This is a genomic window from Bartonella sp. AA1HLJMS (assembly GCF_042197445.1).
Taxonomy (GTDB): domain Bacteria; phylum Pseudomonadota; class Alphaproteobacteria; order Rhizobiales; family Rhizobiaceae; genus Bartonella.
Window position 1 is genome coordinate 1 of sequence record NZ_JBHIRW010000025.1, and the last position, 22,366, is coordinate 22,366.

The following is a 22,366-nucleotide window of genomic DNA, read 5'->3' on the forward strand; positions in this document are numbered from 1 at the left end:
AATGTTTACTAGAAATCGCTCAAAAACTAGAAGTTCCTATGAACTTTTTTTATGCAGACATTGCCACAAAAGAAGATCTTTCAACAAAAGAAACCCTCTTACACCACAATCAAGAAACCTATAACGAAAAAGAACACACTCTGTTGAGAAACTTTAGAGAACTCCAGCCGAAAAAACAAAAAGCAATCTTGTGGCTAATTTCTGATTAAGCAAAAGCGCAACGATCAACATTATTTGTTAATATATCAAACAACGAAAAATCCTTAAGTCAAATTCAGATCAGCTCCCCATCCCCCTTCAAAGAGCAATGTTTTACGGTGGATAAACGGCATTTCTCTTTAACGCTTTTACGCACAAAGCAATAAAGCAATCCCGCTTGTGACTTCACTTATAAAATTGCAAGAAAATAGTTTTCACGACAAACAGAAGTAAAAGAATCCTACGATATTCGAAAACGCTGATTTAACATGCAAAAACACCAGCCACTCCCTTTGCTTTGCAATAAAATACCGCTTGTCTCATCGTGAATTTTTCTAAATCAGCACGCTTCAAAGAGCGGTGTTTATCACATAATAGGATTATCACCGCCCTTTATACCATGAATTTTTCCAAACTTAATCTTCAGGCAAAAATTCCAACCGATCTCCTTGTTTTGTAATTTTCACCGTTGTCTCATCGTGAATTTTTCCAAATAAGATATTTTCCGCCAGTGGGTCTTGAATTTCTTTTTGGATAATCCGTTTAAGCGGACGCGCACCATAGAGCGGATCATAGCCCTTATCGGCAAGAAATTTTCTCACCTCTGGCTCGATTTGCAAAGTTATTTTGCGTTCATTGAGCAAATTTTGCAAATGTTCTATCTGAATATCGACGATAGCTTCCATATCGTGACGTTGCAGCCTTTGAAAGAGAATAATCTCATCAATACGGTTTAAAAATTCAGGACGGAAAGCCGCTTTAACGACATTCATAACATCATTTTTTGCCTGATCGGTTGTTTGCCCTTCAGGCAAAGCAGTTAAAAACTCAGCACCAAGATTTGAGGTCATAATCAACAAAGTGTTACGAAAATCGACGGTACGTCCTTGACTATCAGTCAAGCGTCCCTCATCCAACACTTGCAACAAGAGATTAAAAATATCAGGGTGTGCTTTTTCAATTTCGTCAAACAGAATGACCTGGTAAGGTCTTCTACGTACAGCTTCAGTCAGCACCCCACCCTCTTCATATCCAACATATCCAGGAGGTGCCCCAATCAGCCGCGCCCCAGCATGCTTTTCCATATATTCCGACATATCGATACGCAACATGGCATTGGAATCTTGGAAAAGAAAAGCGGCAAGAGCTTTGGTTAATTCGGTTTTCCCCACACCAGTAGGACCCAAAAACATGAAAGAGCCAAGCGGACGATTGGGATCTTGCAACCCTGCACGCGCACGACGTACAGCACGAGAAACAGCTTGCACAGCCTCTCCCTGACCAATCACACGTTTGCTAATTTCATCTTCCATCCGCAACAGCGCCTCCCGTTCTGCCTCCAGCATTCGATCAACAGGAATACCGGTCCAGCGTGAAACAATCCGCGCCACATGTTCAGCAGTAACCGTCTCTTCAACGAGATGATTTTGTTGGTCATCATTTTCCGCAATACTCAATTGTTTTTCGAGTTCAGGGATAACGCTATAAGCGAGCTCTCCAGCGCGTTGGAATTGTCCATCACGTTGTGCAATAGCCAAAGCATTACGAGCTTCTTCGAGTTGTTTTTTCAAATCAGCAGCATGCCCTAATTTTTGTTTCTCAGCCTGCCAAGCACTTGTCATCTCAGCGGACTGTTGTTCCAATGTTTTGAGTTCCTCCTGCACATTTTCCAACCGTTCTTTTGCTGTTGGCTCGACATCTGTTTTCAAAGCTTCCCGTTCGATCTTCAACTGTAAAATACGCCGATCAACAGCATCGAGTTCTTCCGGCTTTGAATCGACCTGCATCCGCAAACGCGCCGCCGCTTCATCGATAAGGTCAATAGCTTTATCCGGCAAGAAGCGATCCGTAATATAGCGGTTAGACAAACGCGCCGCCGCAATCAAAGCACTATCAGCCAAGCGCACTTTGTGATGTTGTTCATATTTTTCCTTAATACCGCGCAAAATAGAAATAGTATCTTCCAAAGAGGGTTCAGGTACAAAGACAGGTTGGAAGCGGCGTGCAAGAGCAGCATCTTTTTCGACATATTTTCGATATTCATCGAGCGTAGTAGCGCCCACACAATGGAGTTCTCCGCGTGCAAGAGCAGGTTTTAACAAGTTAGAAGCATCCATAGGACCATCAGATTTTCCAGCGCCAACAAGATTATGCAATTCATCGATAAACAAAATGATCTGACCATTTTCAGCTTGCACCTCTGCCAGCACCGCTTTAAGGCGCTCTTCGAATTCCCCACGATATTTTGCACCAGCGATAAGCGCTCCCATATCCAACGCATGAAGCTGTTTATCCCGCAAAGTTTCAGGTACATCGCCATTAACAATGCGCAATGCCAACCCTTCCACAATAGCTGTTTTCCCCACCCCAGGCTCACCAATCAACACGGGATTATTTTTGGTCCGCCGTGAAAGCACCTGAATAGTGCGGCGGATTTCCTCTTCCCGCCCAATCACAGGGTCGAGTTTTCCTTCACGTGCATCTTTTGTGAGATCACGGGCATATTTTTGCAAGGCATCATATTGTCCTTCAGCATGGGGGCTTGTTGCTGTTTTTCCTTTCCGCAGCGCATTAATTGCCCGATTAAGCGCTTGCGGGGTCAATCCTCCACTTGTTAAAATATCGGCTGTTTTTGCGGTCTTTTCCATGATCAGCGCTTGCAACATGCGCTCCACGGTCACAAACTGATCACCGGCTTTTTTCGCAATATCCTCAGCCAGCGCGAAAACTTTTGCCAATGGCTGCGAAAGATAGAGCTGTCCATTTCCCCCTTGCACTTTAGGCAAAGCATCAAGTGCTTCTTTTAGCGCCTTTTGAATAAGAGTAAGATCACCACCAGCGTTTTGGATAAGCGATGCAGCCAATCCTTGAGAATCGTCTAACAACACTTTCAGGAAATGCTCCGGCATAAACTGCTGATGATCAGAAGCAAGAGCGCTATTTTGTGCTGATTGTAAAAAACCCTGCACGCGTTCGCTATATTTTTCCAAGTTCATTTTTTTTCCTTAAATCTCAAGCCATCACCACACTTTAACCTCTCCAATATTCCACAAAAGAAACATCCAGAAAGGATTATCCAGCCTCTAAAAAACACCGCGAAAAAAGCAGCAAGAAGAAGAACCATAGTGCTAAAAAGAATATGGGTTTCTACAAGCCTCATAGCAAGAGGGAGAAAAAAAATACGCTATCATTTTAAATAAAAACCGCAACTTTTCTTATACCCCCATCATCACTCCCCCTTTTAAACCATCACCCCTAAATTCCACCATTAAACTTAAATTTGAACAGCAGAAAAGGAGCATGCAAAAACACTTTAAACAAAGTAGTCTTTACAGCATATAGTTTAGAGTAAACATTAAAGTATTTTCTCTAATTTTACTTAACAAAACATTGAATATGTGCTTTAATACTTATAAAGTTACACTATTTTTATTAAGATAGAGGATTTGAGTATGTACCATACTGTAAAAAAGGTTATTTTAATACTTTTATTCCTTCTAATAAGTAAACCAAGCTATGCCGTTTTTGCCGGCAAAGTTATTACAATAGAGCATGAATGGCCTGAAAATGCATTATTTGATCTATTTGTGTTCACCCAGCAAGTAAATTACGATGGTGGGCCTAACTCCATCTATTTCTGGGGAAATAAATTTGAATTCCAAAACGGAAAAAGTGGACAAATTGGTTTTTTCAACAGGAGCAGCCGTACCATTCATTTTTCTATCTGGAATGCAACGGGATGGAAGGGTGATAAATGTAAGCATTTTACTCAGGAAGGTTCAGGAGTACGATGTGAAATTAACTTTCCATGGGAGATGGGACGCAGATATCGATTATATGTTGAAAAAAATGAGAATCTAGTTACAGCGAAAGTAGTCGATTTTACAACGGGTAAAAAAGTGAATATTGGGACCATAGAAGTACCAAATACATTTGGCAAACTCCGTAAATCTTCAAGTTTTGTTGAAGACCATTCTCGTTGGAAGAGACATCTTTCCTCCTGTTATGATTTAAGTCCGCAAAGTTCGATTTTTTTTGATCCTAATGGCTTAAAACAAAACAAGCTACACGAAGGGACTCTGAAAGTTTCTAATCAAGGAAAGTGTCGAGATTCTGACCTCATCCAAACATCATGTACGTTCACTTTTTGTATGACAAGTATAAGCAACTTTGGAGGTTTAGCCTCGCCTACAGCTAAACCAGAAATCCCCATTTCCAATGGGAAAGATCTGTCTGCAGAAACAATTTCTAACGTTTTGAAACAAAAAGAGCTTGTCGTTATTCGTTCAAAAGATCGTTCTTGGGCACCCAATATCTTTTTTCCATCTCCTGCTTCATTTAAGTGGAAATCAATCTTTATAGATCATCTAGCGGCTTTCAGTTCTACGCTTCACACCACTCACGGCACACAAAAGATAACCACGGGTCAAAAGATTATGTATATGTCTGATGGAAAAACTTGGAAAATTATGAAAAGAAACTAACTTTTTTCTTCTTGATAAGCCCCTCACTCCCCTTTAAAAATAAATGGGGGTGAGGAAGTTTTTTTCATTTCCCCACCACGGCTCCCTTTCCCAGTTATTTTTTCGAGCACTGCTCTCATCCCTTTAGCTCACCTCATCATCATACTTTCCAGCGCATTTTCTCCATTCTCATCCCCTTTCAAAACCACAACACCCTTTAATAAAAGCCTCACCTCCCTCTTCTATCACCCTCACACCATCCCTTCACGCATCCCTCTGCACTACCCCGCCTCTTATCCACACCCTCCCCCTTGTCCATAGGCACTCTCCCATTCCACGCACTCCTTTTTCTCTCCCATCAAACATTCACGACTTACAGCACTCTTCATTCCAGCTTCCCTCCTCGATTCACAAGCTCTCGTTCTCCCCCCATTTATCTCACCCCATCCATGCAAAAACCCAACGTGCCCCCAAAACACGCACAATGCATAAATCCATAAATCCTCCTCTTCACTTTTACAGATTCACATTTTTACGCTTTTACACATTCACAGAAAACAGCCAACGAAAGATTCACCACCCCACACCGCTCGATAAACACTGGTCCGTAAACAATCCAGCTTCTTATCTAGGGAAGGACTACTGATCAATTATCACCATCCCTCAAAAGACGCGCTTTATCAGACAAGACAAATAAGCCCTTCCTCCAAATATTCTCCACATACTCTTCTCCAGAAAATGCATTTAACACCCCTTTTCATCCCAGCTTTCCCCTCTCCACTCACAAATGCGTCCCCTAGTTTTCTCACCACATTCCACGCCAAATAAAAGCATACACACAGTACAAATCCTCCGCATCATTTTACGGATATACGTTTTAACGCTTTTACGTTATTACAGAAGTCAGCCAAATAAAATTTCCACATCACCACCCCGCACCGCTCTGTAAACACTGTTCTGAAAACGAACCCAGCTTTTTGCCTAGTCCCCTTACAGTCTTCAGACTACCCTCCTCAAACGACAGCACTTCATCAGGCTCAACAAATCAAAGCCCTATCATGAATATTCAAGCTCTTCACTCCTCCTTCAAATAGCGCCGTTTTACGGTATAACAGAATAGAAAATTTTTCATTTTTCTTGCCAACCTTCTGAAACTGCCTTATGAATAAATATCGTAAGTTTGATCGTCTACGCAGCGATCAACAGGGAACTAAAAGCCCTAAACCCTAACGTACAATTGAGCCCACTTTTGCGAATATCCTTAGAATTCCGGGAGTTTTTGCTATGTCCAAGTGCTTTAAGCACTAAAAGCAAAAAGCTGACTAGGGTTCAGTACTTGTTACTCCCGGAATACCAATGCGAGGGCGCTCGCAACCGGAGGGGGGCTTGAAGTGCCAACTAAAAATCCACATTTTATCGACATTTCTGATTAAGCAAAAGACGCGATTTATAATCCATATTTCGCACTTTTTTAAAAAGTACCCAATTTTATAGTCTTTGAAATTATTTTCATTTCTCTTGCCAATCTCCTGAAATTACTTTATCACTTAAAGTGTGTTTTTGATCGTCCACGCAACGATCAAATAGGGAGTTGAAAACCCGAACGCTCAGTACATAAATTTATCCCGCTTTGCGGGTATCCCGGAATTCCGGGAGCTTTTGCTATGTCCAAGTGCGGTAAGCACTAAAAGCAAAAGGCTGACTGAGCTCAGTATTTTCAACCTCCCGGAATACCAATGCGAGGGCGCTCGCAACCGGAGGGGGGCTTGAAGTGCCAACTAAAAATCCACATTTTATCGACATTTTGATAGGCAAAAGAATCCGTCACAGACGCATTTCAATAGGACTTTCCCAAAAAGAATTAGGAAGCCATTTAGGTGTCAGTTTCCAACAAATCCAAAAATACGAAAAAGGCTTAAACCGTGTAAGTGCCAAATGTTTACTGGAAATCGCTCAAAAACTGGAAGTTCCTATAAGCTTTTTTTATGCAGACATTGCCACAAAAGAAGATCTTTCAACAAAAGAACCTCTCTTACACCACAATCAAGAAACCTATAGCGAAAAAGAACACACCCTTTTAAAAAATTTTAGAGACCTCCAGCCGAAAAAACAAAAAGCAATCTTATGGTTAATTTCTGATTAGGAAAAAGAGCAACAATTAACATACCCCCTGCCTAAAGTTTCCCATACCTGATATCACCATACCTCCAAGAATGATATTTTACGGCATATAAGATAATTCACACTATAGCTCCTCGTTTTCTGTTTCCATTATTGCTTCAAGTCAAGCTGATTAAGGATTGGCAGCTGAGTTTTTTAAGTTTGGCTATTCGTAGCAAAGCGGAGTTAAACAAAAATGACATTGTTACTCAAAACCATGCCCCCTATTGCGTTTACGAGACGGTAGAACAGCGTCAAGAAGGCAAAGCCCCGAAAAAAAACAAAAATATGAGCGGTTAAGTAAAAATCAAAGATTAAACCTATAACGTCAAAAAAGCTGCTCTATGTTGGATTATCTCCACGTCCTCTAAATCTCAGAAAAATGATTTAAAACATTTGTTTTATTGATGAGCCAATCATTGAGATCGAACAATTAACAAAGAACGGTTCAGCAATATCCTGATAGCCAATAAACAGCATAATCCACTCAATCCAGAAAGAAGGAACAATTTTCCAGCCGAAGTGTGACCTAAAACAAACGCTCCAACAAACGGCGCCACCAACATAGCTAAATTTTGTATAGACTGCACCCATCCGGAAGCCAATCCAATCTGTTCATTGAAATTGCTTACCAGATAAACATTAGAAGATATGGAAAAGTAAGCGCTAACCATTCCAATAAGGAAAAAACAGAGCAACAAAGTCTCAATACGGAGTAAATCAAAGTAAAAAAAGCACACTGAGATCATGACAAAACCAATCATTGTTGACATTGCCGGCATTAACAACTCTGATATTTTGCCTGTAAGGGGTTTATGCTTTGATTGTTTCACACTCCAAAATCCATAGAGAAAATTACCGATTGCCGAAGCCGATACCAGCATCCCAAGAGCCTGTTTATTCATTTTCATTGCACTAAGAATAACCGGCAACTGATTATTCACCATAAAGATCATGGCAAAATACACAAACATCACCGCCACATAGGCATACCAAGTTGTCCCATAAAGCCTCTGCTTTGATTTTATGGTATTCGCTGTTTTTATCATGAGCGACGAGACAGGTTGTGCACCAAGACAACAAAACACCATAAAGCCTAGCAATGTCAAAAATCCAGAAAACAATAAAGTATAGGTATCTGATAAAAGTACAGACAGAGCACTCCCCAAAGCAGGTCCTATCATCTTTGCCGCGCTATTGATCATGTTAAGCACAGAATAGTAACGAGTCCGTCCGTTTTCAGGCACCGAATTTGCACTAAGAACGGAAATTGCAGGCATGGCTAGACTGTTGAATGTCGCTCGAATAACTGCCAGTATAATAAATCCTTGCAGACTCGTCGCCATCAATAAACCGACAGTACAGAGTGCCCGTAACAGCAGTGACGCCCGCAACCAATGGATCATAGAACGGTGACTTACCAACATTCCAATTGGCTTAGACAGAACGATACCAGGTAATAATGTTGCCGCTCCAATAAAAGCGACATCATATTGATCAGCTTTCCACGTGAACACAGATACGGTCAAAATCACGATATAATCAATCCAACCGCCAAATGACACCACGCCATTACCCAGCAAAAGCACCAACAAGCGATTTTTTACTGCCTCATCTCTTTGCACCAAAACACGCGCCCCTCTTTTTTGTTAGCAATACTGATTAGATGATCAATTTTTCTCTCACACCCTAAAGGCACCAACAACTTTCACGCAACAGAGCACTAACAAGCGATTTTTTACTGCCCCGTCTCTTTGCACCAAAACACGCACCCCTTCTTTTTCGTTAGCAATACTGATTAGATGATCAATTTTTCTCTCACACCCTAAAGGCACCAACAACTTTCACGCAACAAAGCACTAACAAGCGATTTTTTACTGCCCCGTCTCTTTGCACAAAAACACGCACCCCTTCTTTTTCGTTAGCAATACTGATTAGATGACCAATTTTTCCTCACGCCCTAAAGGCACCAACAGCTTTCACGCAACAAAGCACCAACAAGCGATTTTTTGTTACCCCGTCTCTTTGCACAAAAACACGCACCCCTCTTTTTTGTTAGCAATACTGATTAGATGACCAATTTTTCCTCACGCCCTAAAGGCACCAACAGCTTTCACGCAACAAAGCACCATCGACCTTCATGCAACAAAGCAATTTATAATTATCCATGGTAAACAAAACCTTTGGGGATAAGTCTTAGATATGTATTAAAACTTCCATCGTTGATTGAACTTAATCTGCGTCTTTGCGAATGACGATAATAAGCAAGCCGTTAATCCAGCTCTTAAATACATTTACGATAATCCCGCGCGCCTCCCCTTCAGTTTCCACACAAAAAAAACGCTTTAGCGTTCTTTCTCAAGAGAACTCTTTATTCTTCTTCATCACTTACTTGTGGTGGGGGTGGTAAAATATAAGAGCCTGAAAGCCAACGATTAAGATCAATAGCTCGGCACCGTGTGGAACAAAAAGGATAAGAAGATTTTTGTGACATCTGACCACAAATAGGACAAGGATGCGGAGGACGGGTCTCTTTTTGCAAATTTAGCTCTTTTTGTTCTTGGCACACCTTTGTCATTGGCTTCTTCATTAACTTTTCTTCTGTTGCTTTTTTTTCATTTTTGCTTTTCTCTTTTTGTTGCTTTTCACCTTGCATTGATCTTACCTTAAAGTTTTTCTAATGCGTTTGTTCAGCCCAGTGAGTGAAAAGTGGATAGTGATAAGCGGTCAAGAGATCGGCTGTTTCAGCCAAAGGCAATCCCACAACATTAGAATAAGAACCCGTGATATGGACAACAAAAACCCCTGCTTTTCCTTGGATAGCGTAGCCCCCCGCTTTCCCTTGCCATTCTCCTGAAGCAAGGTAAGCCTTCATCATGGCAGAGGTTAAGCGTCTAAAGCGAACACGACTTTCAACCAATTTTACGGTTATTTTTCCACGTTCATTGAGCGCACAAATGGCACCATAGACCTTATGCGAACGCCCAGAAAGGTATCGTAAACATTCATAAGCCTCATCCTCGCTTTCTGGTTTGGGGAAAATGGTCCGCCCAACAGCCACCACCGTATCAGCCGCCAAGATAATCATTTTCTGTCCAGGTAATTTTTCTTGACCATTCTGCAACTCGTCTTGACCATTCTGACTGTACCAGCGCAAAATTTTTTGGGCTTTCAGTGCTTTTTCTTTTGCCAAACGTTTGGCAAGGTTTGCAGGATGTTCTTTTAATTTTGGCGTTTCATCAATATCGCTTGCATAAACCTGCTGGGGATCAATCCCTATTTGTGCCAAGAGCGCTAAACGCCTTGGCGAAGCGGAGGCAAGCACCAAATGAATTTCTTCTGTAAGAGTATCTGCCAAACGTTTTTCCCCCCACTCTCTTATATTTCTCATTTCCACCCCTTCACAATTGACTTCCCTCTCACCCCCTTTTAAGCGCCTCCTTTTAAGCGCCCCTTTAGCCTCCCTTTTAAGCGCTATTGATCTCCTTATCCTTTTTCCGCATCGATTTTACAGTTTTTCAAGGCTCTTCAAACACTCCCCTTTTTTCACTCATGAAAAGCAAACTAAAAAACTGTTAAAAAATAATAGAAATAATATGATAGCTTTTAGAAAAAAGTGCAAGCCACCCACGAGGCTACTTATAGCGATATGTAATACGCCCTTTTGTCAAATCATAAGGTGTCATTTCCACCATGATTTTATCACCGGCCAACACCCGTATACGATTTTTCCGCATTCTACCAGCGGTATGGGCAATAATTTCATGATCATTTTCCAGTTTCACACGAAACATCGCGTTAGGTAAGAGTTCAGTAACGATACCAGAAAATTCTAAAACTTCTTCTTTTGACATAAACAAACATTTCCTTTACAGTGCACATATTTTGTTAAGCTGCGCGTTATTTCCAGCGTTCATACCCTATTTTCTTAAGTTTGTGAATAAAAATTCCACAAAAAGGGAAAGGTTTTTCAAGTTTACTCTTCCATACTCTCAAAAAAACGGCCCCCCACCCCTTAAGAATCAAAACTTTTTTTTCACCAATTTTACCCGCTAATTTCCTTCAATTTTTATGATGATTTTGGTTTCAGTGTGACAAGAAATTACGCTAATTTTTTCCCCTAAAGCATTTTCCCAACACCTCTGACTAATCCCTCCACAACTTACGAACAATCATCCTCTCTCCAACTTTTCCTCACCTTCCACACCTTAAACATGCGCCCTTCAGATAAACACCACTCCCCCCACGCCAGAAGCCCTTCCTTTTCTCAAAAACCTTCTCCATTCTTCACTCACCATTCACAACATGCTTCACTGCCCCACACTTCATACTCTACGCATTTCCCATACAGCCTTCCCCATTTTCTCTCTCTTCACACGCTTCCTCTAAGCCACTCTTTCCATTTATGTTGTTCTTCCTACCTTCGAAAACACGATCCCTATACATTGCGTATCATTAACCACAACGCCTCTAACGACATAAAGCCTTTTCCTTTTTTGCACATTTCCGTTTTTACGCTTTTACATATTTACAGAACATAGCCAAATGAAACTTCCACACCGCACCACTCTATAAACAATAGTATTACCCCAGCTTCTTGCCTAGCCAATCTCCCCAAGCACACTTCAGATCACCCACCCACGGACTTCAGATTCCCCTCAAATGACACCACTTCATCAAGTACCATAAAAACAAAGCGCTATCTCCTCACACCATCCTTTACGCATCCCTTCGCACCACCGCCTCTTCCCCCTCTAGTCTGTTCATTCCTATTCCGCCCCCACACTCTCTTCTCCCTTCAATCTCCCGGCAGGCTTCATCCCAGCTTACCACTCCATTCACAAAAACTCTTTCCCCCATTTATCTCACCACATTCCATGCCATGCCAAAAGCATACACAATGCACAAATCCTCTACTCCTTTTTCACGAATATACGTTTTTAAGCTCCCCTTCTAATCATGATTTCGGAGCCGCGTGAGAGGGACAAAACAAGCCGTTAAGTTCTGGGGGTCAAGGACGCCGTTAGGCGCCATGTAATGGTCTCCTTGACCTTAAGAACCTAGGATTGTTAGTCCCCTCATTAAACGCGGGTCTGATCTCATGATTTTGGTGAGCGTTCCGGAGAGTTTGAGAGGCGGAAAGCCTCTCATTAAAAAATAAAGTTTATAAATAAAAACTATTTTCATTTGCCAATCTTCTGAAATTACTTTATCACTTAAAAGATATTTTGATCGTCTACGCAGCGATCAAGAGGGATTCAAAAACCCTAAGCTCTAGCGTAAAATGAGCCCACTCTTGTGAGTGTCCCGGAATTCCGAGAGTTTTTGCCATGTCCAGGTGCGTTTCCGCACTAAAAGCAAAAAAACTGACTAGAGCTCAGTATTTTGACTCTCGGAATACCAATGCGAGGGCGCTCGCAACCGGAGGGGGGCTTGAAGTGCAAACTAAAAATCCAAATTTTATCGACATTCTGATTAAGCAAAAGACGCGATTTATAATCCATATTTCGCACTTTTTTAAAAAGTACCCAATCTTATAGTCTTTGAGATTATTTTGATTTCTCTTGCCAATTTTCTGAAATTGCCTTATAAATGAATACTGTAATTTTGGTCGTCTACGCAACGATCAATAGGGGATCAAAAACCCGAAACCTAAAACATGAATTTATCCCACTTTTGTGGGTATCCCGGAATTCCGGGAGTTTTTGCTATGTCCAGGTGCGATGAGCACTAAAAGCAAAAAGCTGATTTAGGTTCAGTATTTTTGACTCCCGGAATACCAATGCGAGGGCGCTCGCAACCGGAGGGGGGCTTGAAGTGCAAACCAAAAATCAAAATTTTATCGACATTCTGATAGGCAAAAGAATTCGTCAAAGAAGAATTGCCATGGGACTTTCCCAAAAAGAATTAGGAAACTATTTAGGTGTCAGTTTCCAACAAATCCAAAAATATGAAAAAGGCTTCAATCGTGTAAGCGCAGGGTGTTTACTCAAAATCGCCCAAAAACTGGAAGTTCCCATAAGCTTTTTTTATGCAGATATTGCCACAAAAGAAAATCTTCCCACAAAAGACACTCTCTTACACCACAATCAAGAAACATACAGCGAAAAAGAACATTCCCTTTTGAAAAATTTTAGAGAGCTCCAGCCGAAAAAACAAAAAGCAATCTTGTGGCTGATTTCTGATTAAGCAAAAGAGTAACAATTAATATTATTCCATTCATATACCCCCTTAAGTCAAATTCAAACCAGCACTCCATACCCCTCCAAATCACGCCATTTTATGGGATATTGATTTTTCTTGCCAATCTCCTGAAATTACTTTATTGATAAGCACGTGTTTTTGATCGTCCACGCAACGATCAAATAGGGAGCTAAAAGCCCGAAAGCTTAATACATAAATTTATCCCGCATTGCGGGTATCCCGGAATTCCGGGAGATTTTGCTATGTCCAGGTGCGTTTCCGCACTAAAAGCAAAAAGCTGATTAAGCTCAGTACTTTTAGACTCCCGGAATACCAATGCGAGGGCGCTCGCAACCGGAGGGGGGCTTGAAGTGCAAACCAAAAATCCAAATTTTATCGACATTCTGATAGGCAAAAGCGCAATTTATAATCCATATTTCGCACTTTTTTAAAAAGTATCCAATCTTATAGTCTTTGAGATTATTTTGATTTTTCTTGCCAATCTTCTGAAATTACTTTATCACTTAAAGTGTAATTTTGATCGTCCACGCAACGATCAACAGGGAACTAAAAGCCCTAAACCCTAGCGTACAATTGAACCCACTCTTGTGGGTATCCCGGAATTCCGGGAGTTTTTGCTATGTCCAGGTGCGATGAGCACTAAAAGCAAAAAAGCTGACTAGGGTTCAGTACTTTTAGACTCCCGGAATACCAATGCGAGGGCGCTCGCAACCGGAGGGGGGGGCTTGAAGTGCCAACTAAAAATCCAAATTTTATCGACATTTTGATAGGTAAAAGAATCCGCCACAGACGCATTTCAATGAGCCTTTCGCAAAAAGAATTAGGAAGCTATTTAGGTGTCAGTTTCCAACAAATCCAAAAATATGAAAAAGGCTTCAATCGTGTAAGCGCAGGGTGTTTACTCAAAATCGCCCAAAAACTGGAAGTTCCCATAAGCTTTTTTTATGCAGATATTGCCACAAAAGAAAATCTTCCCACAAAAGACACTCTCTTACACCACAATCAAGAAACATACAGCGAAAAAGAACATTCCCTTTTGAAAAATTTTAGAGAGCTCCAGCCGAAAAAACAAAAAGCAATCTTATGGTTGATTTCTGATTAAGCAAAAGAGCACACAAAGCATAAATCCTCCGCATCATTTTACGGATATACGTTTTTATTTTACGGATCAATGGTTTGATGCTTCTCCACATTTACAGAAAGCAGCCAAATGAAACTTTCAAATTCCCCCCGCACCACTTTGTAAACATAGGTTTGTCAACAATACAGCTTCTTACTCTAGCCAATTCCCCTGCTGATTTCAGATCACGACACCACAAAGGATAATGTTGCATCAAACGCGGCAGATACCTCCTATTTTAAAATATTCTTGCCCCTTCACCACCCTAAAGTAAGATCACGCAAAGCACCGGTCAATCCCACTTCAAAAACAACTTTCCCCACCCCCTCTCTCCTCAACACCCCCGCCTCTTCATCCCAACTCCCCCCTCCCTTCATAAACTCTTCACCCCCAACCCCCTCTCTCCTCAACACCCCCACCTCTTCATCCCAACTCCCCCCTCCCTTCATAAACTCTTCACCCTCACCCCCTCTCTCCTCAACACCCCCACCTCTTCATCCCAACTCCCCCCTCCCTTCATAAACTCTTCACCCTCTCTCATCTCTCCTCAACACTCCCGCCTCTTCATCCCCCCCCAATCTTCTCTCCACATTCCATGCCATGATAAAATCATACACCACGCATAAAGTCCCAGCTTCCTTTTTTGCACATTTCCGTTTTTACGCTTTTACGTATTTACAGAAAGCAGAAAATCTGCAAAAAATGCATTACACAATAACGTTTTCAACAACTGTCATTAAAAACTCGCCTCCCTTTTCATCTAAATCCCCCTATTTTCACTTAAATCATAGATATAAAACGCCCTATTATTGTATTGAGCAGCATAAAATTTTTCGAAAAATTCTAACGATCAAAAGGGGTCATAAGAAGCATTTTACGACTTTTAAAAGAATTTTTATTTACACCCAGTGTTTTTTTGTAACGTAGAAGAGCACATTTAATTAATTGACTATAAGAAAGTTTGAAATGAGAGAAGCTCTTCGTTTTTCTCATTCAACATCCGCAACGATAACTTATCCTTATAAGTCAATATTTTTTCGTAATACAAAACGTGCCAAAAGGAATATACTTATGTTGCATATTCACGCGCTTGTTTTAAAGAAAGATCTCTCAACGCTCCATCACACCCATTTTGCAAAACGCTACCCGTAAAGGAATGGTAAGCTCCCATGAAGGATATAAAATCCATTCAGCCCCCCCTATCTTTACGCTTATGGAAAAACAAGTTTACGCTTATAGAAGAACAAGCCGGCATCATCACAAAAACTCTGCCAGCTCCCAATGTTGCAGACAGCCTTCGGTTCAAGAGATAATTCATTAAAGGCATGCCTTTCTTGTACAGTTTTGACCCACATGCACGCCCCACCACTTATGATGTATAAGCCAAGTAATTTTAATTGATTTAATATGAGAGAACTGGTGATGAGAAATTTTATTATATTCAGCAACGCGCTTCACGTTAAAAAATGGTTATTTATTATTATAAATCAATATATTAATAAAGAAGAGAGTCATCATCAAGACGCTTACCTTTTTCTAAAAAAAGGCTTCACACTGAGAGAAAACATCTAAAACTTAGATAAAAAAAAAGGTTTGCCTCTAATAAACAAACCTCTACAGAAAATTATTCACATAACTTTCAAAATTTTAAATTAATCCCTCTAGAAGCAATAAAAACGCTTTAGAAGCACCAAAATGAATACAAAGATCAATTTAACACAATGTTAAGAAAAATCAAGAACAAAAAATTTTTATCGTTAATACACCTTTAAAAAACGAGGCTTCTTAACCTACGCGGCTCAAAAGTCTGGGGCTTCTTCTACAAACGCCTCCAAGCCAATCAATCCCTTCATCTCTCTCAAAAGACAGCATAAAAGATTCACAGTACAAGTCTTCGCTAAAAAAATATCAATCGCCAGCGCTCATAAAAGCCAGCGTTGGTATAAAAGATCAGATTATCGAACAATCTTGCTAAAATGTCTTCCCAATAAATAAAAAAGAAGCGGATTCTTAAATATTTCCGCCTCTTTAACAATAAAAATTATGATGAGGGATTATTAAAAAATTTCAAGACTGTGAAGGGAACCAATTTGATAACAATTCATACCTTACAGGATCATCGGCACATTGCCCACCACCACATTCCAGTATGGTAGAAATCAAATTTGCCGCAATCAAAAACACAAATAAGAAACTTGCCGCTTTACTCAAGACTGGAAAAGGAGAAAATTCTTTGAACTTGTGTGCCAATTCGCCTAAAATCATGACAAATGAGACAGCAAAGATACAAAGGACAGAAATAATGAAAGCCCAAGTATAAAAATGCAATCCAAAGAACGTTGAACCATATCCTAAATCATCGGGTGTGATATGCAAAAACACTTGCCGTGCTGCCACAGCACTGGTTACCATACAACCAAGAATAACCATACCATAATGGGTATTTTTCACCTTATGGTGAATATTGAGTAAGAACCCACAACCTGCCAGCATCAATCCAACGCGCTGCAGCAAACAAAGGGGACAAGGTAACTCAAACTTTACCAATTGATAATAAAAAGCCACCACCAAGACAATAGATAACCCAAAGAGTCCTAGCGTATTCATAAAGATAACGAAGTGAGGATTTTTTTGTTCAACATGTTCCATGGCTATTCTCTCAAAAAGATAAATTTAAAGTAGAAGTTGCGTGATGATTGAAAGTGAGAAGAATGACAACGAATAAAATTGCCCACAAAGCATAACTTATATTTTTTTTGCCACACATAGTCGTTACTGCAGTACCTAAAGCGATTAAAAATGGAAGAAACATAGCTTTTAAATCTCCTTTACATCCGTTGTTTAACTCTTATTTATTTCAGCGTTCACCATATTACAAAATTGGGCAAAAAAGAGACCATGGATTTATTATTCACAATTCGTCACTCGCGATTGATATTACCATTATATTTAAGTGAAAAAACGATATAATCGCTCAGAAGCACATCTCAACAAAAGCGTTAAAAGCACAAAAGCGTTGATTATTCGCTTCCCCTTATATCAGCCATTGTTAAAGATATATCGACAATTATAAAGATTATATCCCCTATAAAGATTATATCCCCCACTCACAAAAGAATCACTTGAACAACAAAATAAATAGGCTTTGAAATCGAGAGATATACATCTCTTTTTTTCTCAAAAGAATATCCTCATTTTGCAACACATTTTTGACATAAAAATCTCTTTTTCTCATAAGCAATGTTTCAAATTGCAACAGATTTTATATCATATGGTGATCTTGTTTATTTTAGCAAATAAAAAATAAGACATTTTTTTAAAAAAACTTATAATCAATGGCTTTTCCCCAATACATTTTTCCCTCTTATCTTAAATAAAAGACAATACCGCAAGCTCAACAGCCTCATGGGTCCCACGCCACCCCGTGACATTGCCCTCCCCCCTCACAAGAAGTGCTTCATGCCTTCAATACTTTAGTTTTTCATCTCTCGAGATCCCCTTTAAATTTTTAGCTTTCCACCTTATTTGAAAAATAACTGTTTCTCTGTCATCAATTGGCTTTGCAAAAAGAATATAAAACTTTAAAAAAAATAATGATAAAGAATCGCATTGAACCTTTGAAAAGGATAGAGAATGATGAAAAAATCATGTGATGTGGCGATTTTAATGGGGAGCCAATCGGATTGGCAAACGATGTGCCATAGTGCAGATATTTTGACGAATCTTGGTATTTCTCATAGTTCGCATATTGTCTCAGCACACCGAACTCCTGAACGCCTTTATCAATTTGCCAAAGAAGCAAAAGAAGCAGGGTTTAAAGTTTTAATTGCCGGTGCGGGGGGTGCAGCGCATCTTCCAGGTATGTTAGCAGCCCTTACTCCTCTTCCTGTTTTTGGCGTTCCAGTGCATTCTCACTCTCTTTCTGGTCAAGATTCTTTGCTTTCAATCGTGCAAATGCCAGCAGGGATACCCGTCGGCACATTAGCAATTGGCAAAGCAGGCGCAATTAATGCAGCCCTTTTAGCCGCAGCCGTTATGGCCGTTTATGACCATGATCTCGCCCAACGATTAGAAGATTGGCGTCAACAACAAACAGCCAATGTCGCCCAAACGCCTGTAACGGAGGTTTAAAATGGCACCGTTTTCCACCCCCCCCTCAGCCAACACCACCCCCTCCAACACCACCTTAGCCAACACCACCTCGTCCAACACCACCTTAGCCAACACCACTTCGTCCAACACCACCTCATCCAACACCACTCCCTTCACCATGTTACCTCCAGGCAGCGTCATTGGTTTAATCGGGGGGGGACAATTAGCACGGATGCTCGCCATAGCGGCCGCAGAATTAGGATTTCGAACCGTTATTTTTTGCCCTGAAGCCGATTGCCCAGCCGCTCAAACAGCAAACAACCATATTGTTTCCGCCTATGACGATATATCAGCTTTAGATCATTTTATTTCTCAGTGTGATGTTGTCAGCTATGAATTTGAAAATCTTTCGCTTCAAACGGTTCAATATGTAGAAAAGAGTAAGCCTGTTTATCCTTCTTCCAAAGCATTAAAGATCACGCAAGATCGACTTTTTGAGAAGCAATTTTTGCGTGATCAAGGGATTGGCACCGCGTTATGGCACGCTGTTGACAATTTTTCTTCTCTTCTTTCCGCTCTTGATACCTTAGGCGGACGTGGTCTTTTAAAGACGCGTCGTTTTGGTTATGACGGAAAAAACCAGATCAAGCTTGATCACCCAGATGAACAAACCCTTGACGAAGCCTTAAGGACTTTTCAGGAACAGCCTTGTATTTTGGAAGAAATAGTTCCTTTTTTATCGGAAATTTCGGTTCTTTCGGCACGTACAAAACAAGGAGAACATATTTTTTATGACTGCCCTGAAAATCAACACAAAAATGGTATTCTTCATAAATCCTTTGTTCCATCACATATTCCACCTGAGGTGCAAAAAGCAGCTCAAGAAATCAGCTTAACAGTTATGGATGCCCTCAATTATGTTGGTGTTCTTTGCATTGAATTTTTTGTCTTAACGAATGGTCATCTTTTAGTGAATGAATTAGCACCGCGTGTCCATAATTCTGGTCATTGGACACAAAAGGCATGCATAACTTCACAATTTGAACAGCATATCCGTGCTATTTGCGGACTTCCCTTAGGCAGTCCCTATCGCCATAGCGATTGCCAAATGACCAATCTTCTTGGTAACAATTTTAGCACGTTAAAATATTTTCTGAAGCAAGAGCGCACCTCGATCCATTTATATGGCAAAAGCACTGTTCACCCCAACCGCAAAATGGGGCATATCATCCAATTACTGGGACCAGCCAACAAATCTTAAGCCCACATATATACAAATACTTTTTCACACTTTTCCCCTAAATGAACTGAAAAAACAACCTCTCCCCCCACACCGATATCCATCGGCTTCAAAAGCGCCCCTAACCTTTTAATTCTCCCCTGAAAGGGCGTGAAGCCCTCCTACAAGCTCCTTCTCTCTTAAAAACATCACCTCTTCCCCCTCCAAACCGCTTCATCCTACACGAACATCTCATCCGCCCTCAAAAACAAAGCTTCACTCCACACCAATATCCAAGCAGCACAACAAGCGCTCCCAACCCTTCAACTCCACCCCCTAGCTCTTCTCCCCTTCCTTTTCTCAAAAATATCCCCCGGCTAAAAATAATCCACCAGCCCCCAACTTCACTACCCCTCCACCTCCCACAGCATAAATATTCCCCTATAACATACGCAGCCCCTTCATTTTTCTTTTAATGCCAACCTTTAAGAAATAGACTAATTTATTGCACCCCCATAGATACCAATCCCCATGATTGCGCTTTTATTGTCTCTAGCTTCTCTTCTTATGTTCATTTTTTCACAAAAGCATCGTTTTGTTTTCCATAAAATTGCTGCAAAGAGGTAAAACGTATTACTCTCCCAAAACAACTCTCGAGAATTCGGCCCAATATCGGCCAGACGATAGCCCTCTCCAGCATAGCAACTTTCTTCTTTTTCTCCTCTCTCTTTTTCCTTCAACGGATAGAAGATTTTCTTCTTTCATTAATTCCCCCAACACATTCCTCGAAAAGGTTTCCTGAACTTCTCCCCAAAGGCTTAAGTTTCTTCTTTTCAGATCAATTTTTCTTCTCTTACAAAACCCTCCCTTTTTTAGTGCATCAATTTTTCCACCTTTTAATCCTGTTAAGACAATGAATTATAAGGCACATAATCACCGTATAATGCGCATTGATTTTATTGCATCTCGCACAATTCTTTATGAACTCCCCTTATCGTAAACGCACTTTGTTTACGCATATTCTTAACCACCCATAAGAGATTGTCTGTAACTCTCTAATCCTGCTCAGCAATGACATTCGTCACCCCCAACAGACCAGCGCTTCATGAAGTTCCCACAATTTTTCTCAATCCAAGCTTATTTCAAGAGCACCTAATAATTTATAAATATAAATGTTTATTTTATTATCCTGATAAAGCTAAACTATACTTTTTAATACTATTATTTTAACACTATCATTGCCTTTAAAACGCTCATTATGCGAAAAAAATACTTCACTTCTAACAATAATAAAATAATTTCGCTTGTATCTTATCTTAATATGTGATTAACGTTCAGCATAAACTTAGATCTTTTTATAGCAAAAATACCATACAAAAGGGGAAAATAATGGAGGGTATCTCTTCAAACAAACTCAAAGATGAAAACAATGAAAATAAGGAAGCAACTTTAAATGAGGCACAGTCTGTTCCTCCTCAAAAACGTAAAGGGGGTCCATTTAGACATATGTTGTTCCTCTTTCTTTTAACCTTTCGTAAACCCATTGTTTTCGTAACGAAAATCCTGTCGATAATCTTTTTATTAATGACAGGAATTCTTTGTCTAATATACCTCACAGGAGGAAGAGAAACACTGCCCCTATTGATCGGGATACCAATGCTCATTACGTCAGCTCTCTTTGGCATTTGCAACATGTATATAAATTGGTATTACGACATACTTTTATTACGTCTATCACCAGACAATGTGAAGCTTTCACTCTTTCAATAAACATCATCATAGACCACCCTTGGGAAGGTCAAATTTTTCTACAGCATGGATATTAAAAGGAATTCAAACTATCCACATTCAAGAGCCAAAGTGTATTCTCAGTATACTGTCTCTCTCACCGGATAATTTGAATTCCCCATCCGTTTGACAATATCCAGCACTCCACCCACGTAGAAATAATTGGGTTGCAAAGAATCATAAACTATTGCCTTAAAAGAGAAATTTATGCATAATCTTTCACTCTAACAGCACAGATTTAATTCCTCATTAAAAGTACCAAGCGCTCCGTCCCTGATCTCCACGTCAAAGATATAATTACAGCACTAAGCTTATCCATTCCCAAACCAAACATCCTCTCACCCCTCACGTAAAATAAAAAGCCTCAAACAGAAGACACTTGTGTTGCCAATTTACGCATTTGTTTTAACACGCGCTTATTTTAAAGAAACATTTTGCCAATGCACATTGCCCCACCACTTCACAACAGCAGCCCCCGTCATAGAGCATAAAGCTCTCGATAATAGCTTAAACATTTATAGTGCACCACCCTCTTTAAACTTATGAAGCGTAAACACCAACGCCATCACACCGCTTTGTCAGCCCCCAATGTTACAACACTCTCTTGTACTTGAAAGCATTCATAAAAGACCGTTTTATTCCTTATCTTCGAGTATCTTTACCATAGATCAATCCCGCTTATGATATGCAAGCAGCGAATGCTATGCTTAAAGATACACAGATTTGCAATGAGAAAACCTTAAGACTATGCAAAACTCTTATTTTACTACGTTTTCTCTGAACAATAGAAATTTATCCTTATCAATTCATCATCTTTGTCATCATCATGCGGTTTATTTTTTAGGTTTTAAGAATAAGCCTTAAGAATATCCTCACACACGAACAAAAAACACCTCATGTTATAAATTTTACATGAGCCTTACTTAACGATGATATTTTACGAAAAAACAGGATTATTTTCTCACAAATAGGAAGCTTTTACTTTTTTCCACTCTTTGTGCTTTTTGGTGTCCTTCTTTTTACGAGAAAATTTTTACCTTCAAGGCAACCCTTAACACACCCTAAGGAATTTGTAAGGGATATACCCTTGACAAGAATAAGACTTCTTGTTAAATCTCTCCT

17 protein-coding genes and 1 pseudogene are annotated in these 22,366 nt (G+C 40.1%); 7 read left to right on the forward strand and 11 right to left on the reverse strand.

Going from position 1 to position 22,366, the window contains the following annotated elements:
* Window positions 1-209 (forward strand): annotated as a pseudogene (locus ACFIQE_RS06950) (transcriptional regulator); the annotation flags it as partial.
* A 405-nt stretch (window positions 210-614) separates the two neighbouring features.
* Here the strand turns inward: ACFIQE_RS06950 and clpB are convergent.
* Window positions 615-3,194 (reverse strand): ATP-dependent chaperone ClpB, encoded by a 2,580-nt coding sequence (clpB, locus tag ACFIQE_RS06955; RefSeq protein WP_375611673.1) that lies wholly within the window; start codon window positions 3,192-3,194, stop codon window positions 615-617.
* A 456-nt stretch (window positions 3,195-3,650) separates the two neighbouring features.
* On the opposite strand from clpB, the gene ACFIQE_RS06960 reads away from it, so the two are divergent.
* Together ACFIQE_RS06960 and ACFIQE_RS06965 are read left to right on the forward strand one after the other, a co-directional pair.
* Window positions 3,651-4,682: a DUF3472 domain-containing protein gene (locus ACFIQE_RS06960; protein ID WP_375706881.1), complete on the forward strand. Its 1,032-nt coding sequence runs from the start codon at window positions 3,651-3,653 to the stop codon at window positions 4,680-4,682.
* 1,750 nt (window positions 4,683-6,432) lie between these two features.
* Window positions 6,433-6,804: a helix-turn-helix domain-containing protein gene (locus tag ACFIQE_RS06965; protein ID WP_375707433.1), complete on the forward strand. Its 372-nt coding sequence runs from the start codon at window positions 6,433-6,435 to the stop codon at window positions 6,802-6,804.
* A gap of 433 nt (window positions 6,805-7,237) precedes the next feature.
* Here ACFIQE_RS06965 and ACFIQE_RS06970 read toward each other — a convergent pair whose 3' ends face one another.
* The 5 genes from ACFIQE_RS06970 to ACFIQE_RS06990 all read right to left on the reverse strand — a co-directional run bounded on the left by ACFIQE_RS06970 (window position 7,238) and on the right by ACFIQE_RS06990 (window position 11,681).
* Window positions 7,238-8,446: an MFS transporter gene (locus tag ACFIQE_RS06970; protein ID WP_375673959.1), complete on the reverse strand. Its 1,209-nt coding sequence runs from the start codon at window positions 8,444-8,446 to the stop codon at window positions 7,238-7,240.
* Window positions 8,447-9,192: 746 nt separating this feature from the next.
* Complete coding sequence (gene yacG / locus ACFIQE_RS06975; RefSeq protein WP_375611670.1) at window positions 9,193-9,477, reverse strand: DNA gyrase inhibitor YacG; 285 nt, start codon at window positions 9,475-9,477, stop codon at window positions 9,193-9,195.
* Window positions 9,478-9,498: 21 nt separating this feature from the next.
* The gene (locus ACFIQE_RS06980) at window positions 9,499-10,212 is read right to left on the reverse strand and encodes a Maf family nucleotide pyrophosphatase (RefSeq protein WP_375707434.1); all 714 of its coding nucleotides are present in this window, start codon (window positions 10,210-10,212) and stop codon (window positions 9,499-9,501) included.
* Window positions 10,213-10,456: 244 nt separating this feature from the next.
* Entirely contained in the window at window positions 10,457-10,675 is a 219-nt protein-coding gene (gene infA, locus ACFIQE_RS06985) for a translation initiation factor IF-1 (protein WP_004857577.1), read from the reverse strand.
* A gap of 865 nt (window positions 10,676-11,540) precedes the next feature.
* On the reverse strand, window positions 11,541-11,681 hold the full coding sequence (locus tag ACFIQE_RS06990; RefSeq protein WP_375673937.1) for a hypothetical protein: 141 nt from the start codon (window positions 11,679-11,681) through the stop codon (window positions 11,541-11,543).
* Between the two features lie 957 nt (window positions 11,682-12,638).
* Between ACFIQE_RS06990 and ACFIQE_RS06995 the strand changes: the two genes are divergently transcribed.
* Window positions 12,639-13,010: a helix-turn-helix domain-containing protein gene (locus ACFIQE_RS06995; RefSeq protein ID WP_375707435.1), complete on the forward strand. Its 372-nt coding sequence runs from the start codon at window positions 12,639-12,641 to the stop codon at window positions 13,008-13,010.
* Window positions 13,011-13,755: 745 nt separating this feature from the next.
* Window positions 13,756-14,127: a helix-turn-helix domain-containing protein gene (locus tag ACFIQE_RS07000; RefSeq protein WP_375707436.1), complete on the forward strand. Its 372-nt coding sequence runs from the start codon at window positions 13,756-13,758 to the stop codon at window positions 14,125-14,127.
* 275 nt (window positions 14,128-14,402) lie between these two features.
* Here ACFIQE_RS07000 and ACFIQE_RS07005 read toward each other — a convergent pair whose 3' ends face one another.
* The 4 genes from ACFIQE_RS07005 to ACFIQE_RS07020 form a co-directional block, all read right to left on the reverse strand.
* Window positions 14,403-14,594, reverse strand: coding sequence for a hypothetical protein (locus tag ACFIQE_RS07005; RefSeq protein ID WP_375707437.1), 192 nt, complete (start codon window positions 14,592-14,594; stop codon window positions 14,403-14,405).
* A gap of 762 nt (window positions 14,595-15,356) precedes the next feature.
* Entirely contained in the window at window positions 15,357-15,500 is a 144-nt protein-coding gene (locus tag ACFIQE_RS07010; RefSeq protein ID WP_375707438.1) for a hypothetical protein, read from the reverse strand.
* 712 nt (window positions 15,501-16,212) lie between these two features.
* Window positions 16,213-16,794, reverse strand: coding sequence for a disulfide bond formation protein B (locus ACFIQE_RS07015; protein WP_375613594.1), 582 nt, complete (start codon window positions 16,792-16,794; stop codon window positions 16,213-16,215).
* Between the two features lie 10 nt (window positions 16,795-16,804).
* Complete coding sequence (locus tag ACFIQE_RS07020) at window positions 16,805-16,957, reverse strand: DUF5993 family protein (protein ID WP_273790835.1); 153 nt, start codon at window positions 16,955-16,957, stop codon at window positions 16,805-16,807.
* Between the two features lie 821 nt (window positions 16,958-17,778).
* On the opposite strand from ACFIQE_RS07020, the gene purE reads away from it, so the two are divergent.
* Together purE and ACFIQE_RS07030 are read left to right on the forward strand one after the other, a co-directional pair.
* Window positions 17,779-18,276 (forward strand): 5-(carboxyamino)imidazole ribonucleotide mutase, encoded by a 498-nt coding sequence (gene purE / locus ACFIQE_RS07025; RefSeq protein ID WP_375610656.1) that lies wholly within the window; start codon window positions 17,779-17,781, stop codon window positions 18,274-18,276.
* Window position 18,277: 1 nt separating this feature from the next.
* Complete coding sequence (locus tag ACFIQE_RS07030) at window positions 18,278-19,498, forward strand: 5-(carboxyamino)imidazole ribonucleotide synthase (RefSeq protein ID WP_375707439.1); 1,221 nt, start codon at window positions 18,278-18,280, stop codon at window positions 19,496-19,498.
* Between the two features lie 455 nt (window positions 19,499-19,953).
* Here ACFIQE_RS07030 and ACFIQE_RS07035 read toward each other — a convergent pair whose 3' ends face one another.
* Window positions 19,954-20,196 (reverse strand): hypothetical protein, encoded by a 243-nt coding sequence (locus ACFIQE_RS07035; RefSeq protein WP_375702039.1) that lies wholly within the window; start codon window positions 20,194-20,196, stop codon window positions 19,954-19,956.
* Window positions 20,197-22,366 lie beyond the last annotated feature (2,170 nt).

Bases quoted from the DNA above. Each gene is read 5' to 3' on its own strand.
- clpB (WP_375611673.1), bottom strand. From the start codon at position 3,194: ATGAACTTGGAAAAATATAGCGAACGCGTGCAGGGTTTTTTACAATCA.
- ACFIQE_RS06960 (WP_375706881.1), top strand. From the start codon at position 3,651: ATGTACCATACTGTAAAAAAGGTTATTTTAATACTTTTATTCCTTCTA.
- yacG (WP_375611670.1), bottom strand. From the start codon at position 9,477: ATGCAAGGTGAAAAGCAACAAAAAGAGAAAAGCAAAAATGAAAAAAAA.
- ACFIQE_RS06980 (WP_375707434.1), bottom strand. From the start codon at position 10,212: ATGAGAAATATAAGAGAGTGGGGGGAAAAACGTTTGGCAGATACTCTT.
- infA (WP_004857577.1), bottom strand. From the start codon at position 10,675: ATGTCAAAAGAAGAAGTTTTAGAATTTTCTGGTATCGTTACTGAACTC.
- ACFIQE_RS06990 (WP_375673937.1), bottom strand. From the start codon at position 11,681: ATGGGGGAAAGAGTTTTTGTGAATGGAGTGGTAAGCTGGGATGAAGCC.
- ACFIQE_RS07005 (WP_375707437.1), bottom strand. From the start codon at position 14,594: ATGAAGGGAGGGGGGAGTTGGGATGAAGAGGTGGGGGTGTTGAGGAGA.
- ACFIQE_RS07010 (WP_375707438.1), bottom strand. From the start codon at position 15,500: ATGTGGGTCAAAACTGTACAAGAAAGGCATGCCTTTAATGAATTATCT.
- ACFIQE_RS07015 (WP_375613594.1), bottom strand. From the start codon at position 16,794: ATGGAACATGTTGAACAAAAAAATCCTCACTTCGTTATCTTTATGAAT.
- ACFIQE_RS07020 (WP_273790835.1), bottom strand. From the start codon at position 16,957: ATGTTTCTTCCATTTTTAATCGCTTTAGGTACTGCAGTAACGACTATG.
- purE (WP_375610656.1), top strand. From the start codon at position 17,779: ATGATGAAAAAATCATGTGATGTGGCGATTTTAATGGGGAGCCAATCG.
- ACFIQE_RS07030 (WP_375707439.1), top strand. From the start codon at position 18,278: ATGGCACCGTTTTCCACCCCCCCCTCAGCCAACACCACCCCCTCCAAC.